At 63.6% G+C, this 17,113-nt stretch carries 18 protein-coding genes and 1 other RNA gene; 9 read left to right on the top strand and 10 right to left on the bottom strand.

Features of this window, described 5'->3' with window-relative positions:
• Positions 1-69: 69 nt before the first annotated feature.
• The 8 genes from hflC to BCCGELA001_RS10405 form a co-directional block, all read right to left on the bottom strand.
• On the bottom strand, positions 70-966 hold the full coding sequence (hflC, locus tag BCCGELA001_RS10440) for a protease modulator HflC (RefSeq protein ID WP_008556829.1): 897 nt from the start codon (positions 964-966) through the stop codon (positions 70-72).
• Positions 963-2,105, bottom strand: a complete 1,143-nt coding sequence (hflK, locus tag BCCGELA001_RS10435; RefSeq protein ID WP_008556826.1) for an FtsH protease activity modulator HflK — start codon at positions 2,103-2,105, stop codon at positions 963-965. The genes hflC and hflK overlap by 4 nt, the downstream gene beginning before the upstream one ends.
• 153 nt (positions 2,106-2,258) lie before the next feature.
• The gene (locus BCCGELA001_RS10430; RefSeq protein ID WP_060735237.1) at positions 2,259-2,771 is read right to left on the bottom strand and encodes a dihydrofolate reductase; all 513 of its coding nucleotides are present in this window, start codon (positions 2,769-2,771) and stop codon (positions 2,259-2,261) included.
• Entirely contained in the window at positions 2,771-3,256 is a 486-nt protein-coding gene (locus tag BCCGELA001_RS10425) for a GNAT family N-acetyltransferase (RefSeq protein ID WP_008556813.1), read from the bottom strand. The genes BCCGELA001_RS10430 and BCCGELA001_RS10425 overlap by 1 nt, the downstream gene beginning before the upstream one ends.
• A 6-nt stretch (positions 3,257-3,262) precedes the next feature.
• Positions 3,263-4,057, bottom strand: a complete 795-nt coding sequence (locus BCCGELA001_RS10420) for a thymidylate synthase (protein WP_008556810.1) — start codon at positions 4,055-4,057, stop codon at positions 3,263-3,265.
• A 187-nt stretch (positions 4,058-4,244) separates the two neighbouring features.
• Positions 4,245-5,225: a tripartite tricarboxylate transporter substrate binding protein BugD gene (locus tag BCCGELA001_RS10415; RefSeq protein WP_060735236.1), complete on the bottom strand. Its 981-nt coding sequence runs from the start codon at positions 5,223-5,225 to the stop codon at positions 4,245-4,247.
• Between the two features lie 126 nt (positions 5,226-5,351).
• Positions 5,352-6,866: a tripartite tricarboxylate transporter permease gene (locus BCCGELA001_RS10410; protein WP_060735235.1), complete on the bottom strand. Its 1,515-nt coding sequence runs from the start codon at positions 6,864-6,866 to the stop codon at positions 5,352-5,354.
• A 7-nt stretch (positions 6,867-6,873) separates the two neighbouring features.
• Complete coding sequence (locus BCCGELA001_RS10405) at positions 6,874-7,635, bottom strand: tripartite tricarboxylate transporter TctB family protein (protein ID WP_060735234.1); 762 nt, start codon at positions 7,633-7,635, stop codon at positions 6,874-6,876.
• A gap of 567 nt (positions 7,636-8,202) precedes the next feature.
• On the opposite strand from BCCGELA001_RS10405, the gene ssrA reads away from it, so the two are divergent.
• The 7 genes from ssrA (at position 8,203) to feoB (ending at position 13,723) form a co-directional block, all read left to right on the top strand.
• Positions 8,203-8,568, top strand: a transfer-messenger RNA (tmRNA) gene (gene ssrA / locus BCCGELA001_RS10400).
• 116 nt (positions 8,569-8,684) lie between these two features.
• Entirely contained in the window at positions 8,685-9,203 is a 519-nt protein-coding gene (locus BCCGELA001_RS10395; protein ID WP_060735233.1) for an SspB family protein, read from the top strand.
• An 89-nt stretch (positions 9,204-9,292) separates the two neighbouring features.
• Positions 9,293-10,726, top strand: coding sequence for a class II fumarate hydratase (fumC, locus tag BCCGELA001_RS10390; RefSeq protein ID WP_060735232.1), 1,434 nt, complete (start codon positions 9,293-9,295; stop codon positions 10,724-10,726).
• Positions 10,727-11,003: 277 nt separating this feature from the next.
• Positions 11,004-11,192 carry a DUF4169 family protein gene (locus BCCGELA001_RS10385; RefSeq protein WP_008556780.1) on the top strand — a complete coding sequence of 63 codons (189 nt, stop codon included), beginning with the start codon at positions 11,004-11,006 and terminating at the stop codon, positions 11,190-11,192.
• Positions 11,189-11,440, top strand: a complete 252-nt coding sequence (locus tag BCCGELA001_RS10380) for a ribbon-helix-helix domain-containing protein (RefSeq protein ID WP_008556779.1) — start codon at positions 11,189-11,191, stop codon at positions 11,438-11,440. Before BCCGELA001_RS10385 ends, BCCGELA001_RS10380 begins: the two co-directional genes overlap by 4 nt.
• Positions 11,441-11,551: 111 nt before the next feature.
• Positions 11,552-11,827 (top strand): FeoA family protein, encoded by a 276-nt coding sequence (locus tag BCCGELA001_RS10375; RefSeq protein WP_008569994.1) that lies wholly within the window; start codon positions 11,552-11,554, stop codon positions 11,825-11,827.
• A 24-nt stretch (positions 11,828-11,851) separates the two neighbouring features.
• Entirely contained in the window at positions 11,852-13,723 is a 1,872-nt protein-coding gene (gene feoB, locus BCCGELA001_RS10370) for a ferrous iron transporter B (RefSeq protein WP_060735231.1), read from the top strand.
• 181 nt (positions 13,724-13,904) lie between these two features.
• On the opposite strand, the gene BCCGELA001_RS10365 is transcribed toward feoB, so the two are convergent.
• Positions 13,905-14,189, bottom strand: coding sequence for a DUF3551 domain-containing protein (locus tag BCCGELA001_RS10365; RefSeq protein ID WP_008556764.1), 285 nt, complete (start codon positions 14,187-14,189; stop codon positions 13,905-13,907).
• Positions 14,190-14,444: 255 nt separating this feature from the next.
• Between BCCGELA001_RS10365 and BCCGELA001_RS10360 the strand changes: the two genes are divergently transcribed.
• Positions 14,445-14,897, top strand: a complete 453-nt coding sequence (locus tag BCCGELA001_RS10360; RefSeq protein ID WP_061849350.1) for a hypothetical protein — start codon at positions 14,445-14,447, stop codon at positions 14,895-14,897.
• A 227-nt stretch (positions 14,898-15,124) separates the two neighbouring features.
• Here the strand turns inward: BCCGELA001_RS10360 and BCCGELA001_RS10355 are convergent, their stop codons facing one another.
• Positions 15,125-15,880 carry an outer membrane protein gene (locus tag BCCGELA001_RS10355; protein WP_060735229.1) on the bottom strand — a complete coding sequence of 252 codons (756 nt, stop codon included), beginning with the start codon at positions 15,878-15,880 and terminating at the stop codon, positions 15,125-15,127.
• A gap of 587 nt (positions 15,881-16,467) precedes the next feature.
• Here BCCGELA001_RS10355 and BCCGELA001_RS10345 point away from each other — a divergent pair.
• Positions 16,468-16,965 carry a GNAT family N-acetyltransferase gene (locus BCCGELA001_RS10345; RefSeq protein WP_060735227.1) on the top strand — a complete coding sequence of 166 codons (498 nt, stop codon included), beginning with the start codon at positions 16,468-16,470 and terminating at the stop codon, positions 16,963-16,965.
• Positions 16,966-17,113: the final 148 nt, after the last annotated feature.

The following is a 17,113-nucleotide window of genomic DNA, read 5'->3' as shown; positions in this document are numbered from 1 at the left end:
GATTGGAACCTCCCGCTGTGCTGTTCTTGTGTGGACAAAGGGCGGCCAAAGGGACCGCCCTCGTCTGGCTTACGGTTTGGCCGACGCCTCGGCCGCCGCCCTGCCGGCGGGGTTGCCGAAATACCGGAAGAAATCCGAGTCCGGCCGCAGCAGGAAGCGGGTGTCGCTGGAGCGCAGCCCGTTCTCGTAGGCCGTCATCGAGCGGTAGAAGGCGAAGAAGTCGGCATCCTTGCTGTAGGCTTCGGCGAACAGGCGGTTGCGCTCGGCATCGCCCGCACCCCGGGTCTGGTCGGCCTGCGAATTGGCTTCCGCGATGATCACGGTCGCCTCGCGGTCCGCCCTGGACTTGATCTCCTGGGCCTTCTGGCCGCCCTGCGCACGGAATTCGGCAGCTTCCCGCTCGCGTTCGGTCTTCATGCGCAGGTAGACCGCCTGGCTGTTCTGCTCGGGCAGATCGGCGCGCCGGATCCGGACGTCGACCACCTGGATGCCATAACCGTCGGCCTCGCGATCGAGCTGGTCGCGGATACGCAGCATCAGCTTCTCGCGGTCGTCGCGCACCACGTTGATGAAGGTGACCTCGCCGAGCACACGGCGCAGCGCCGCGTTCAGGAGCGTGGTCAACTGAATGTTAGCTGCCTGGATCGAGCCGACGCTCTGATAGAAGCGCAGAGCGTCCTTGATGCGGTAGCGCGCGAAGGCATCGACCACAAGCCGCTTCTGATCGGAGGCGATCGCTTCCTGTGACGGGTTCTCCAGATCGAGTATGCGCTTGTCGATGTTGATCACCGAATTCCACGGCGCCTTGAAATGCAGGCCGGGATCGGTAACGACGTCGACGGGCTTGCCGAACTGGAGCACGATGGTCTGCTCGGTCTGCTGCACCGTGAACAGCGACATGTAGCCGACGATCACAACGAGCAGGAGCCCGAGCAGCGTGACGAAACCTGTGACCGGAGACCTCATCGGCTGCCTCCGCTCGACTGCGGACCGGCCGTAGGCTGCCGCTTGGGCGCCAGTTCGGGCAGCGGCAGATAGGGCACGACGCCCTGGCCGTTGGGGCCGCCGTCATAGACGAGCTTGTCGGCGCCGCCGAGCACGCGCTCCATCGTCTCCAGATAGATCCGTTCACGCGTCACGTCGGGTGCCTTCTTGTATTCGTCGTAAATCTTCAGGAAGCGCGCGCTCTGGCCCTTGGCCTCGGCCACCGCCTGCTCCTTGTAGCCTTCGGCGTCCTGCTGGATCTTCGCCGCACGTCCGCGCGCCTGCGGTATGACCTGATTGGCGTAGGTCTGCGCTTCGTTCTGCAGCTGCTCCTGATTGGCGCGAGCCGCCTGCACGTCGCGGAAGGCGTCGATCACCTGCGCCGGCGGGTCGACCTTCTGCATCTGCACCTGGGTGATGAGGATGCCCGCGCCATAGCTGTCCAGCGTCCTCTGGATCAGCTCCTGCACGCCCTGCTCGATGGTGTTGCGGGCGCCGGTCAGGATCGGCTGAATTTGCGAACGGCCGATCACCTCGCGCATCGCGCTTTCGGAGACCGCCTTCACGGTGCCTTCGGGGTTCTGGATGTTGAAGAGGAAGGCGCCGACGCCGCCGGCGTCGGGCTTGATGCGCCACAGCACGGTGAAGTCGACGTCGACGATGTTCTCGTCACCGGTGAGCATCAGGCTCTCTTCCGGCACGTCACGAATGGAGCGGCCGCGCCGCGCCGGATCGTCGATCAGCGTCATGCCGATGGAGGTGGTGTTGACGCGCAGCGCCTTCGGCAGCAGCACGGTCTCGATCGGATAGGGCAGATGATAATTGAGGCCCGGATCCACGGTGCGGACATGCTTGCCGAAGCGCAGCACGACGCCGCGCTCTTCGGATTGCACGCGGAAGAAGCCCGACAGCAGCCAGAACACGATGATGAGCAGGATGATCAGCGTGATGCCGATGCCGGAGAAATAGCCGCCCGGCATGATCTGCTGGAGGCGGTCCTGGCCGCGTCGCAGAAGGTCTTCCAGATCGGGCGGCCTCGGCCCGACCGGTTGCGGGCCTGAGCCCCATGGTCCCTTTGGACCCGAGCCCCATGGGCCACCGCCCTGATTCTTCCACGGCATTCGACGCTCTCCTCGGCAGGGTGGAATTGCCCCCGCCCGCTTTGTCCGGTCCGGCTTTATAGGGGACAGGCAAGTCCCTTACAACGCAGCCCTGACCGTCTTTCGAGCTATGCTCAGGCAGGAAAAAGTCAATGTAAACATTGAAGAAAGCGGTTAATGGCCGCGCCGCCGACGATATGTCACATAGGAGAAGCCAGCGCTGTCGTCGGGGCCGGCAGGATGACGGATGCGTGCCACCTCATCCCACTCCGCCTTGTCGATGTCGAAATGCGTGTCGCCGTCAGGTCGCGCATGCACTTCGGTGATTTCGAGGCGATCGGCGCGATCGAGCCATTGCCGGAAGATCTCGGCGCCGCCGATTACCGCGACCTCGGTGGCCGAACGCCGCAGGGCATCGCCGCGCGCGACCGCATCCGCATCCGCCGCCGACGTCGCGACGATGGCGCCTGCGGCGCGATAGGCCGCATCGCGCGTGATCACTATGTTGGTGCGGCCCGGCAGCGGGCGGCGGGGCAGGGATTCGAAGGTCTTGCGGCCCATGATCACGGGCTTGCCAATGGTCAGCGCCTTGAAGCGCGCCAGGTCGGACTTCAATTGCCACGGCATCGCATTGCCCGCGCCGATGACGCCATTCTCCGCGATCGCGACGACGAAGACGATCTCCATCAGGACGCGCTCCCGGCAAGCCGCGTCAGCGCCGGCCCCGTGACGCGGCATAGCGTCCAATCGTCCATCATGACGGCGCCAAGCGATTTGTAGAACGCGATCGACGGCGCGTTCCAGTCGAGCACCGCCCATTGCAGGCGTGACCAGCCGTTGTCGACGCATTCCTTGGCAAGATACACCAGCAGCGCCTTGCCGAGGCCCCTGCCCCGATGCGACGGCCGCACATACAGATCTTCGAGATAGATGCCGTGGCGGCCGCTGAAGGTCGAGAAATTCACGAACCACACCGCGAAGCCGACCGCCTCGCCGTTCCACTCGGCGACCGCGCAATGGAGCTGCGGCCTCTCGCCGAACAGCGCGTCGGCAATCATCGCCTCGGTCGCCTCGACCTCATGCGAGAGCTTTTCGTATTCGGCAAGTTCGTGGATGAAAGCCAGAACAAGCCCGGCTTCGCCCGGACGCGCGCGGCGGATCTTGAGCGACATGGGCTGCTAGACCGCGACTTCCGCCTTGATATGCGGATGCGGGTCGTAACCGACGAGCTCGAAATCCTCGTAACGGAAGGAGAAGATGTCCTTCACATCGGGGTTGATGCGCATGACCGGCAGCGCGCGCGGCGCGCGGGTGAGCTGGAGCTTGGCCTGCTCCAGATGATTGGAATAAAGATGGGTGTCGCCGAACGAATGCACGAAGTCTCCGGGCTTCAGGCCGGTGACCTGCGCGACCATCATCGTCAGCAGCGAATAGGAGGCGATGTTGAAGGGCACGCCGAGGAACACGTCCGCCGAGCGCTGATAAAGCTGACACGACAGCTTGCCGTTCGCCACGTAGAACTGGAACAGGCAATGGCACGGCGGCAGCGCCATCTTGTCGACTTCGGCCGGATTCCAGGCCGAGACGATCAGGCGGCGCGAGTCCGGATTGCGCTTGATCATGTCGACCACGTTCGCGATCTGGTCGATGCTGCGTCCGTCAGGCGCGGGCCAGGAGCGCCATTGATGGCCGTAGACCGGGCCGAGATCGCCATTGGCGTCGGCCCATTCGTCCCAGATGGTGACGCCGTTGTCGCGCAGATATTTGATGTTGGTGTCGCCCTTCAGGAACCAGAGCAGCTCGTGCACGATCGCCTTCAGCGGCAGCCGCTTGGTGGTCAGCATCGGAAAGCCGGCCGACAGATTGAAGCGCATCTGATGGCCGAATACCGACAGCGTGCCGGTGCCGGTCCGGTCGGTCTTCTCGGCGCCGTCTGAAAGAATCCGCTCGAGCAGGTCCTGATACTGGTGCATGTGCCAAAAACCTTAGGAAGACGGCAGCCTTTGGGGAGGCGGTGAACTTAACGGCGCCCCCAGCGCGACGACAGCAGCGATTCGCTGTCTTCACCGATTATACCCGGAAAAGTGAGTCTTCCCGGTGCAAACGACAAGGGGCGGAACTCATCGTCCCGCCCCTCACCTATCAACTTGATCCGGTTGATTAAGTTGCCGGCTTGAGCACCGGGCTCCACTTCGCGATCTCGCCCTTGACCAGGGCCGCCAGCGCCTCCGGCGTGCGGTCCTTCGGGCTCGGAATGACACTGCCGAGTTCGAGCAGGCGCTTCTTCACAGTCTCGTCGTCGAGCGCCTTGATGGCGGCAGCGTTCAGGCTCGCGATGATCGCAGGCGAAGTTCCCTTCGGGGCGAATATCGCGTTCCAGGCTTGGGCCTGGAAGGCTGGCAAGCCGGCTTCCGCCGTCGTCGGCACGTTCGGCAGCGACGGATTGCGCTCGGCCGTCGCGATCGCATAGGCCTTGATGGTGCCGGCATTGATCTGCGGGACGGCGTTGACGATCTGGTCGCACATGTAGTCTACCTGGCCCGCCACCAGCGCATTCATCGCGGGACCAGTGCCGTTGAAGGGCACGCCGACCGGCTTGATGTCGAGGATGGAGTGCAGCAGCTCGCACGAGACGTGCGAGACCGAGCCGACGCCGGCATGCGCGGCATTCACCTTCTCGGCGTTCGCCTTCACATAGGCGACGAACTCCTTGAGGTCCTTCGGCGGAAAGTCCTTGCGCGCCAGGATCAGGATCGGCGTGCCCGCCAGCAGCGCGATCGGCTCGAAGTCCTTCTCGGGATGATAGGCAAGCTTCGGATAGAGCGGCACCGAAGCGGCATGCGTGCCCATATGCCCGGTGATGAGCGTATAGCCGTCATTGGCCGCACGCGCGGCGCGCGTCGTGGCGGTGGTGCCGCCGGCGCCGACCACGTTCTCGATGATGATGCTCTGCCCAAGCGTCTGCGCCATGTGCCCGGTGACGATGCGCGAGATCACGTCAGTCGGTCCGCCGGCCGCGAACGGCACGATCATGGTGATGCTGCGCGTCGGGTAGGTTTGCGCCTCGACCGGCGCGATGAAGGTGCACAGCGATGCGAACGCTGCGGCACATGCGCCCGTGAGCGCGCGAATGAAGGTCATGACGTTTCCCCTTTGGCCACAAACAAAATGCCGGCCCAAAGGCCGGCATTTTCATTTCATGAAGCCGTAACACAAGTCGATTCGACTTCCGAATGCGGCGCGCCGACGCAGGGCCGCGCGTCGGCCTCAGTTCTCGGACTCGGTGAAAACCTCGTCGCGCTTGGCACGCAGCACCGGTAGCACCGTAAGGACGAGCAGCGCCGCCGCGACCGCCAGCAGCACCGCCGACAGCGGACGCGTCAGGAACACGCTCCAGTCGCCGCGCGAGATCAGCAGCGCACGGCGCAGGTTCTCCTCCATGAGCGGTCCCAGCACCATGCCGAGCAGCAACGGAGCCGGCTCGAAATCGTGCTTGATCAGCCAGTAGCCCACCAAACCGAAGATGCCGGCCAGGATGACGTCGACCGGCGCGTTGTTCACCGAATAGATGCCGATCGCGCAGAAGATCACGATCGAGGGGAACATCAGCCGGTACGGCACGCGCAGCAGCCGAACCCAGATGCCGACCAGTGGCAGGTTGATGATGATCAGCATCAGATTGCCGATCCACATCGAGGCGATCATGCCCCAGACGAGATCCGGCTGCTTCTGCATCACCTGCGGGCCCGGCACGATGCCGTGGATCGTCATCGCGCCCACCATCAGCGCCATCACCGCGTTCGGCGGGATGCCGAGGGTGAGCAGCGGGATGAACGAGGTCTGGGCGGCGGCGTTGTTGGCGCTCTCCGGCCCCGCCACGCCCTCGATCGCACCGCGACCGAACCGCGACGGATTCTTGGCGAGCTTCTTCTCGAGGGTATAGGCCCCGAACGATGCGATCGTTGCACCGCCGCCGGGCAGGATACCGAGGATCGAGCCGAGCACCGTGCCGCGCAGAATCGCGGGGGTCGAATCCGCCAGATCCTTTTTCGTCGGCATCAGGCCGGTGATCTTCTGCTGCACGAGATCGCGGTTCAGTTCGGCGCCGGCGTCAAGATTGCGGATGATCTCCGCAAAACCGAATACGCCCATCGCCACCGTCGCAAAGCCGAGGCCGTCGGCGAGTTCCGGAATGTTGAAGGCCATGCGCGAGGCGCCGGTCTCGATGTCCGAACCGACCATCGAGAGCAGCAGGCCGAACACGATCATGGCGATCGCCTTCAGCACCGAGCCTTTGGCCAGCACCACCGCGAAGATCAGGCCGAGCACCATCAGCGAGAAATATTCGGCCGGGCCGAACGCCAGCGCCAGTTTCGTGAGCGGCGCACCGAGCAGAGCAATGAGCACGGTCGCGACGCAGCCGGCGAAGAACGAGCCGATCGCGGCGATCGCCAGCGCCGGACCAGCGCGGCCCTGCTTCGCCATCTGATGACCGTCGATGGCGGTGACGACCGATGTCGCCTCACCGGGTATGTTGACGAGGATCGACGTGGTCGAGCCGCCATATTGCGCGCCGTAATAGATGCCGGCGAGCATGATCAGCGCGCCGACCGGCGGCAATCCGAAGGTGATCGGCAGCAGCATCGCCACCGTCGCGATGGTGCCGATGCCCGGGAGAACGCCGACCAGCGTCCCGACGAGGGCGCCGATCAGACACATCAGAAGGTTGATGGGAGAGAACGCGACGGCAAAACCGTGAGCGAGGTTGGCAAAGATATCCATCACGCCCTCACTGGATCAGGAAACGCGGAAACATCGGCATCGGCAGGCCGAGAATGTATGGAAACAGGATGGCGCAACCGAGCGTCAGGCAGGCGCCGACGATAGCCGCTTCAAGCCAGCGCGTCTCGTGCGAGCCCGCCGCCGAGATCATGAAGCTCGTAAAGGCCGTGACCACGAGGCCGAGGGACCGGATCGACAGGGCGAAGAAGAGGATCGCGGCCACCACGAACAGCGGTCCCCGCCAGGAATAATGGGCCATCGCCGGCCCTTTGGTCAGAAGACCGGTCAAGGCAATGCCGGCGGACAAGACGACTAGCAGCCCGCCGAACATGCGCGGCGCGGTCCCCGCGCCGAATGAAAAGCCCCGCATGCCCTGCAAGTCGCTCCCTGCCCACAGCGCGAACAGCGCAACCGCCATCATGACGACGCCGCCGACATAGTCCTGTGCAGACCGGATCGTCATGAAGTACGTGAGGATCGCCACCGCAAACAGCGGGTAGGAATAGATCAGCGCCAGCAGCACCTCGGACGCCATCTTCTTGTTGCCGCCACCGAACGATCCGAAGACGGCGCTGGGCGCGCCGAACAGTAGCGCCGTCGCATGGCTGGTGATCACCGTCGCCGGACCGCGGCCGGTGCCCCAGCCGAAGATCGTCCCGATCGACCAGATCAATTCGAAAATCTGCGGCGCGATCGCCAGCAGACAAAAGCCGACCGCCAACCGGGTGTTTCGGGTGGCCGTCGCTGAGTGGCCCATCGTATCGGCCATGCATGTCTCCTCCGCGACCCGTAAGTCACGAGCACTGTTGTTCTAAATCGGCTGGAACCGGATCCCCCCGCCCCGGATCACTGCCTAGCGATTTTCATCACACAATGCCAGCAAAACCCAACAGGGAGGAGCCAGAGTGGATTGATGCGACCACCGCAACCGCCGCGGTCAGAAGCAGTGCAGCAATCGTGCGATCGGTCGATGGGCGAGGATCAGGGCGCTCGCCGCCAGCTTCGCAATCGACAGCGGAAGCAGTGCAGCCTGGATCAGGCCGGGCCAGCGCGATTGGGCATCGACAAATTGTCGACGTTGGCCAGGGCAGGAAATGGCAGAGCTGCTGCTCGACGAACGCGCGCCGGGCTAACATCAGCGCGCCTGCGAATTCGGCCAGCGACATTCGGGCGAACGGCAGGGACAGCGCGACCGGCCTGGCGGAGCGGGCGGGGTATCCGGCTCTATGCCGTTGCTGAATCCAAGGACATGTCATGAGCTTAGAACGAGGGGTCGCGCCGCGGCCAGGATGGCCTGGAACCCTTCCAAAGGAAACCGCAGCCAATCTGCTCGAAACCCCTGTTTTTCGAAAGCTTTGCGCCCTATATTGGGGATGCCGGTTCGCCGGCTATGGAAATAAACGGTCGTCGCAATAAACCATTCGGACCCGGGGGCGGTACCCGGCGCCTCCACCAAAGCCCATAGGGGCTTACCCCAGAAGTGGGCTTTGGCGGGGGCGAAATAGGATCGACGAGGGCGTAAAGGGCGTGCTTTTTCCCGGTATTGTTCCGCCGTTATCGGGCTACTGCAATAGTTGCCAACGACAACTTTGCTCCGGTTGCTCAGGCTGCGTAACGCAGTTTGAAAGACCACTTTAAAGTCCTAGCGGGTTAAGCTCCGCTAGGCGGGGTTCGGAGGCACCTGGCAACAGAAGCCTCCACTTTGCTTTTTGATTTCTTCTCCGGCGGGGACTCCTGCTGACCCGTCAGGCGCGCTACTATTGCAGCGTGGCGAGTCGGACCGGCAGGGACCGGCTCCGGGGATGCGACAGGACCACCATGGCGACCGACCATATCCGATACGATGTGCTGGCCCGCGACGCGCTGCGCGGCGTGCTGCGCAAGGTGCTGACCGACGCCGCCGCCCATGGATTGCCGGGCGAGCATCATTTCTTCATCACCTTCGTGTCCAAGGCCGAGGGCGTGAAACTGTCGTCGCGGCTGCTCGCGCAGTATCCGGAAGAGATGACGATCATCCTCCAGCACCAGTTCTGGGACCTGACCGTGCTCGAGGATCGCTTCGAGGTCGGCCTGTCCTTCGGCGGCATTCCGGAGCGGCTGATCGTGCCGTTCAGCGCCATCAAGAGCTTCCTCGATCCGTCGGTGAAATTCGGCCTGCAGTTCGACACGTCCGACGTCGCCGAGGTCGCCCCTGAAAATCTGCCGGCCGCTCCCGCGCCATCGGCCGTGTCGGTGCCGGCACCTGCCATGGAGAAGGTGGAAGCTGCCGACGAGCCGACCCCGCCAAACCAGGGCGGCGCCGAGGTCGTGCGGCTCGATCGTTTCCGTAAGAAATGATCTAGGTTGGGCCCGCACCCGTCGCGCCCGGCCAAACTCCCTATATAGAAGTGCATCTCGATAGGCCGCGCGGCGTTTCGCGCGGCAGAATGGATGTGCTCATGGCCAAAGCTTCCCGCCCTCAGACTGCCCGCTCCTCGACCCGCACCGAGACCGACAGCTTTGGTCCCATCGAGGTCGCCGCCGATCGCTATTGGGGGGCGCAGACCGAGCGCTCGCGCCAGAATTTCCGCATCGGCACCGATCGCATGCCGATGTCGCTGGTGCACGCGCTCGGCATCGTCAAGCTTGCCGCCGCGCAGTCCAACCTCGCACTCGGCCTGCTCGACCAGCGCCGCGCCAACGCCATCATCCGCGCCGCGCGCGAGGTGATCGAGGGCAAGCTCGACGATCATTTCCCGCTGGTGGTGTGGCAGACCGGCTCGGGCACGCAGACCAACATGAACCTCAACGAGGTCATCGCCAACCGTGCCAACGAATTGCTCGGCGGCGAGCTCGGCGCCAAGAAGCCGGTGCATCCCAACGACCACGTCAACATGAGCCAGTCGTCGAACGATTCATTCCCGACCGCAATGCACATCGCGGCGGCAAGCCGCATCAATGCCGATCTCGTCCCCGCCCTCGGCGAGCTGCTCCGCGCGCTGCGCAAGAAGGAGAAAGAGTTTGCCAAGATCGTCAAGATCGGCCGCACCCACACCCAAGACGCGACGCCCCTGACGCTCGGCCAGGAGTTTTCCGGCTATGCCGCACAGGTCGAGAGCGGTATCGCCCGGCTCAAGGTCGCGGTGAAGGATCTCTATCCGCTGGCGCAGGGCGGCACCGCCGTCGGCACCGGCCTCAACGCGAAGCCGCGTTTTGCAAAACTGTTCGCAAAGCACGTTGCCGGAATCACGAAGCTGCCCTTCACCAGCGCCGCCAACAAATTCGAGGCGCTGGCCTCGAACGATGCCTATGTGCTCGCGCACGGCGCCATCAATTCGGTCGCGACCGGCCTGTTCAAGATCGCCAACGACATCCGCCTGCTCGGCTCTGGGCCGCGATCGGGTCTCGGCGAGCTGATCCTGCCGGAGAACGAGCCGGGCTCCTCAATCATGCCGGGCAAGGTCAATCCGACGCAATGCGAGGCGATGACGATGGTGTGCTGCCAGGTGTTCGGCAATCACACCGCGATCACGGTCGCCGGCAGCCAGGGTCATTTCGAGCTCAACGTCTACAAGCCCGTGCTGGCCTACAACATGCTGCATTCGATCCGCCTGATGGCGGACGCCGCGCGCTCCTTCACCGAACATTGCGTCAGCGGCATCCGCGCCGACGAGACCCGCATAAGTGAGCTGATGCAGCGCTCGCTGATGCTGGTGACGGCGCTCGCCCCGAAGATCGGCTACGACAACGCGGCCAAAGTGGCCAAGACGGCGCACGCCAACGGCACCACGCTGAAGGAGGAAGCGCTGCGGCTCGGCTTCGTCTCGGCGGATGAATTCGATCGCCTGGTGCGGCCGGAGAAGATGACCAGCCCGGGATAACATTCCGAATTCCGATAGCCATCCGTAGTGATACGGACGCTCGCCCCGCAGAATTATAGGGCTTTAGGGGCGGGATTTGATTACCGTCAATGTTCCGGCGGGGCAGCGTGCTACGTAAGCCCACTGCCCTCGACGGGGCGAATTCATCGTTTGATGGCCCGAGGGGCCGATTGACGAGGACACGCATATGGCAATCAAGTCTTCTGGGGCGCAATGCGGCGCCCTGTTTGTGAACGTTTCATCCGGCACAAAGAGGAGCGGGTGATGGAGACGCGGCATGGGGAACGTCATCAACCTGAATCGTTTCAGGAAGCGCGCCGAGCGGGAGGCTTCGGCGAAGCGGGCGGACGCCAACCGGGCGAAGTTCGGTCGCACGAAGGCGGAGCGGTCGGCGGAGGAGAAACGGGCGGACCAGGCCAAGGAGCATCTGGACCAGCACCGGATCGATCACGAGGAGCAGCCATGAAGTCGCCCGTCGTGAAGCGGTCGATCGTCGTCGCCGGCCACAAGACCAGCGTCAGTCTGGAAGAGGCGTTCTGGAACGGCATGAAGGAGATCTCGGGCCTGCGCAACATGACGCTGTCCGAGCTGGTCGGCGAGATCGACAACAACCGCCAGCAGGGCAATCTGTCGTCGGCGATCCGCCTGTTCGTGCTGGACTACTTTAAGAGCCGCGCCATGGCCGTCCAGCCGGAAAAGGTCCCGGCTCAGTAGGTCACCAGGCCGTTTGGTCGTGTCGCGATCTGCACTTTAAAATCACTCTAAGGTGCAGCTTCGGCCAACCGGCGCGCTTGACCTCGATGCCCTGCATTGAAAATACAGGGCATGACCGACACCAATGACACGCGCCCGCAGATGCCGCTGGGTCTGGCCCAGCGCGGCTATACCGGCGTCATCCAGCATCTGTCCGCCCGCGAGGCGGGCTCGGCGCTCTCGGACATCGAGCTCGAGAGCCGGCTGATCGAGCTCGGCTTCGTCGAGGGCGCCCGGGTCGAGATCCTGCATGAGGGGCTGGTCGGACGCGATCCGATCGCCGTACGGGTCGACAACATCACCATCGCGGTCCGTCGTCGCGAAGCCATGGCCATCATCGTCGCTTAAGCTGCGACCGGACCCGCTCATCCCATGGAATCACCCCTGCTGCATCTCGCCCTGGTGGGCACGCCGAACAGCGGCAAGACTTCGCTGTTCAACGCCCTGACCGGCAGTCGGCAGAAGGTCGCGAACTATCCGGGCGTCACCGTCGAGCGCAAGGAAGGCTTCTTCGTCACTCCCTTGGGACGCCAGGTCTCCGTGGTCGATCTTCCCGGCACCTATTCGCTGCGCGGCCGCAGCCCGGACGAGGAGATCACGCGCGACTTCGTGCTCGGCAAGGCCTCCGGCGAGACGATGCCGGATCTCGTGCTGTGCGTCGCCGATGCTACCAATCTGCGCCTGACCATCCGCCTGCTGCTCGAGCTCAAGCGCACGGGGCGGCCGATGATCCTCGTGCTCAACATGTTCGACATCGCTACGCGCCGCGGCATCACTGTCGACGTCGAGCGGCTCGCCAAGGAGCTCGACGTGCCCGTGGTCACCTCGATCGCGGTGCGCAAGGGCGGCACCGCCGATCTGTTGGCGCTGACCGACGAGATCTCGGCCAAGCTCGCCGCTGAGCCGAAAGAGAACAGCTGGCGCGCGCTCAGCGTCAGCGAGCTGCGCGCCACCCAGCGCGAAGCCGACCGCATCATCGCCGACTGCGTCAGCCTGCCTGCCAGGCCCGACACCTGGACCGCGCGGATCGACCGCGTCGTGCTGCATCCCGTCGGCGGCCTGATCGTGCTCGCGCTGATCCTGTTCGTGATGTTCCAGGCGGTGTTCGCCTGGGCGCAGCCGCTGATGGACCTGCTCAACGCCGGCTTCGACGCGCTGGGCGAGCTCGTTCACGCCACCCTGCCCGCCGGCCTGTTGCAGAGCTTCCTTCAGAACGGCGTGATCTCCGGCGTCGGCAGCGTCATCGTGTTCCTGCCGCAGATCATCATCATCTTCCTGTTCATCCTGCTGCTGGAAGATTTCGGCTACATGGCGCGCGCAGCGTTCCTGATGGACCGCATCATGGGCGGCGCCGGGCTGCACGGCCGCGCCTTCATTCCGCTGTTATCGAGCTTTGCCTGCGCCATTCCCGGCATCATGGCGACGCGCGTGATCGACAACAAGCGCGACCGGCTGACCACGATCCTGATCGCGCCGCTGATGACCTGCTCGGCGCGCATTCCCGTCTACACGCTGATCATCTCCGCCTTCGTTCCGGCCAGGGACGTCTGGGGCTTCATCAACCTCCAGGGTCTCGTGATGTTCGGCCTCTACGCCGCCGGCATCACCAGCGCCCTGATCGTGTCGTTCCTGATCAAATTCTTCATGCTGCGCGACTTCGCCCCGGCGCCGTTCATGCTGGAGCTGCCGGACTACAAGATGCCGCGGCTGCAGTCGATCGCGATCGGAATCTACACCCGCGCCAAGATGTTCCTGGTGCGCGCCGGCACCACGATCTTCTCGATGATGGTGCTGATCTGGTTCCTGGCCTCGTTTCCGCAGCCGCCCGCGGGCGCGACCGAGCCGGCGATCGATTTCAGCCTGGCCGCGATGATCGGCAAGGCGCTCGAGCCGCTGCTCGCGCCGGTCGGATTCAACTGGCAGATCGCAGTCGCGCTGATCCCCGGAATGGCGGCCCGCGAGGTCGCGGTCGCAGCGCTCGGCACGGTCTATGCGATCGAGGGCGGCAAGGAGGCGGCCGAGCAGGTCGGCCAGGTGCTGGCGACGAAATGGTCGCTGGCGACCGCGCTGTCGATGCTGGCCTGGTACATCTTCGCCCCGCAATGCGCCTCGACGCTGGCTGTGATCCGGCGCGAGACCGGAAGCTGGGCCTGGATGGGCGTGACCTTCACCTACATGCTGATGCTGGCCTATGCGGCGAGCCTCGTGACCTACAATGTCGCGGTCGCGCTGGGCGCGGGGTAGCCCTCTTCAAAAACCAAGCTGCCAAAACAACCCCATGCACAGTAGACGGGGGCCGTGGAATCAATGGCTTACGCGCGGGCAAACATCACCCGGGCTACGGGCCGCGCGCGCCTTGCTCCGTCGGGCAAAACACTGGCACAATGGCATCATCGGGGAATTGCCGGGCGGCGGATCAACATCCCTAACGCGGATACCACTGACCGCGAGGGTCATACGCGAAGGCGTAGCCCGGATTGACGCCGCAATAGGAATTCGTGCCTGAAGCGCTTGCCAGGCACTGCTCATAGGTCGCGAATTGGCAATTTCCCGGATATCCCCATATCCGGCCCTGCAAGCAGTAGCGATCCATGGGACCGCTCGGGGCGACATAGCCATGACGATACTTTCGCTCTCCAGCAGACGAGACCGAGGCCGTGGACACCATGATTATGCCAATCGATAAAATTGCGAAAAGCGGGCGGGTCATCTTCAGCTCCTGGTTTCAATTCAGCCGGCTTCTGCGTGCAAAAATCTCTCGCTTGCTCCAAACTTCAATACAATTGTGCGTGCACGTCTTAGCCGAGCTGCCAGATCGGAGCTACAGGGCGACGAATTGCCCGAGCCCAAGATAGAGATCTCTCGGTACGCTTGATCTGAATCAAGCTAGCACACGCAACCATTCCAAAAATGGCGCGACGTTGTCGCAAGCTGGGCCCATTGTGGGGGGCACGGAGCGACCGAGATGCCGTTGTTGGCGTATTTCTGGAAGGTCGGCGCGGCGCTGCTCGCGCTCCTGTTCGTTGCGGATTTTTGTCTGACCGAGGCCCCGGTCGTCGAGAAGACGACCACGGACCAACCGGCAATACGCATTCACTCGGATCGCAATTGGCCCGAGCGCGTGGTCCTCGATACCAGCATGCTGGTCATCGTCGCGACGCCGGCTGATATCGCGACCGCGCAGGCCGCGGCTCCTCTCGACCGTGCAGAGCCGCCGATCACCCGGGCAAAAACTCCAGCGCTTGCCGATTCACTCGCCATGGCGCACACGGATCCGCCTCCGCGCGAGGTCGTCGATCGCAAGCGGCCGCGCAAGTCCCAACACGTTGCCATGCGGTCGAAGCGACACGCGACGCCGCAGATGGTTCTGGCGGCGCGTCAGGGACCGTTTGCTTGGTTTGGGTACCGGTCCTGGTAATCCGTGCGATCTCTGGCGTGATACGCACTGATCACGAAGGCAATGCGTGCGGCGATGATCCGGGCGCCGATGCACATGGCCTATTCGTATTGAGCGCACATGCCCCCTGCCACCGAAGGCACCTTCGCGCCGCCCGGCTGACGCCGGACATTCTTCGTGTGTTCGTCGGCCTCAATGAAAAGGCCCCGGTCGATGCCGGGGCCTGAATTCATTGGGAAGACACAAGCTCAATAGCGAGCCGCGACCGGCGCACCGAACCCGCCGAAGCGGTAGTTCAACCGAAGCGTGACCATGTCCACATCCTGGCTGACCCCACTGCCGGTGAGGGCGAACCCGCCGGGCGTGACCACGCCTGCGAATCCGAAATCGTCGCGTCCCATCCAGAGATGGTCATACTCGATACCGACCGACCAGTTCGGCGCGAAACCATATTCCCAGCCGACACCCAGGGCTCCGCCCCAGCGCGTATGACCTGCCGAAGCCAAGCCGACGCCGGTGAGGTTGTTGAATATATCGAAGCGATTGCGGGTCACCGCGGCGCCGCCCTTCACGTAGAGCAGCGAAGCGTTCCATGCCCAACCAATCTGAGCCGTGAACAGCCCAATGCCATCGATCTTGCCCGTCGTCGAGATCAATGGATCGATCAGACTGACGCGCGTGTTCTCGATGTCGGCCCAATCGCCCTGAGCTTCCAGACCAAGCACGAACTGATTGGTTTGCCAGCGGTACCCGATCTGTCCACCGACGAGGCCGCCGGAACGATCGGCGCAGCCGCCTGCCAACGCCCCAGCGGGCGTGATGAAATCGACACAACCACGGCTTTGCCCCCAACCTCCGTTGGCGCCGATGTAGAAGCCGCTCCAATTGTAGACCGCCACCACGGGTGCCGGCGGCGGCGCCTTGACGGCCATGTCGGCCGCCATGGCGGGAGCCGCCAGACTCAGTGCCACGAAGCCGATCGCAGCCGTCGTAAATTTCCTCATGGTCTCATCCCCTTTTTGCTCGTCGTTCCGATTCGTCTGATCGTCCGCAGCTAGCGCTTATGCGGATTCGTAAGACTTACGAGTATGAGGAAGCTTACGCGGCATGGGCTCGAAGCCCGTGCCAAAATGGCAACACCCGAAGGCTATCTCTGTGCACTGTAGCGTGCTTAAGCGCTCGAGGCTCCTGGCGGCGGAGGATCGTCATCGCTGAGCCATGCGTGGATGGCTGGCGTCGGAATGACCCGCCTTGGAACGTGAGGATTGATCGTACCGGCAAAAACAGAGAGGCCTTCATCGAGCTTGGCGCGCGCGAACGACTTGGCTTCGTCCTCGGTCGCAAACGTCCGCGTCTCGCGCGGACTGCGCTGCCTCGGCAAAACGCCGCGCTGTCGAATTTCAAAGGTGACATACCAAGTCGGGATCATCGCGCCTGTCAACCTGTGAGTTCAAAGCGGGGTTGTGACGCGGTCGGCCTGCGCGTGCTTGATGCAGATCAAACCTGCGCCTCATGCGGGCGATCGAGAGGTCGAGTAAGACGTCGGCAGGATAATATCGTCGAATGTTCTCGTCGAACGCGGGTAACCTCATTGAATCACTTCCGCACCAACAGGATGACGGCCGAAAGGCTGAATGAAATCCACCTCGCCGACCTCGTCGCGCTGCATCTCGATGCCGAGGTCTCCCGCTATCTCGGCGGGGTGCGGACGCCCGAGGTCACGAAGACCTATCTCGCCACCAACATGGCGCATTGGGACGAGCACGGTTTCGGGCTTTGGACGCTGCGAACGACAGACGGTGCTTTTGCCGGACGGGCTGGGCTTCGGCACATTTGCGTGGATGATGTCGACGAGATCGAGATTCTCTACGCGTTCAAACGCGAATTCTGGGGCCAGGGATTTGCAAGCGAGGTCGCAACCGCGCTGACGGACCTCGGGCTATCACGGCTGAAGTTGCTTTCGCTCATTGGCATCGTGAATGTCGCGAACGTTGCATCACGCCGCGCGCTGGAGAAATCGAACTATCTCCTGGAGCGGAGCACGATCCGTAACGGCGAAAGGGTCGTGATCTACCGCATCGGGCCTTGATCGCCGCCTTCGGCCGCCAGCCAAACGCTGCCCCGGTTCGTCTCTGTGCAGTTTTAGACCGACACGATCTGAATCGTTGTCACAGTCGGGGGCGAATTTGGCTGCGGCCTCCTGCGACAATGCGTGCGCGCCGGGAACCTGATCTCCG

This window comes from Bradyrhizobium sp. CCGE-LA001 (genome assembly GCF_000296215.2).
GTDB lineage: Bacteria > Pseudomonadota > Alphaproteobacteria > Rhizobiales > Xanthobacteraceae > Bradyrhizobium.
This window is presented reverse-complemented; position numbering and strand designations above follow the sequence as displayed.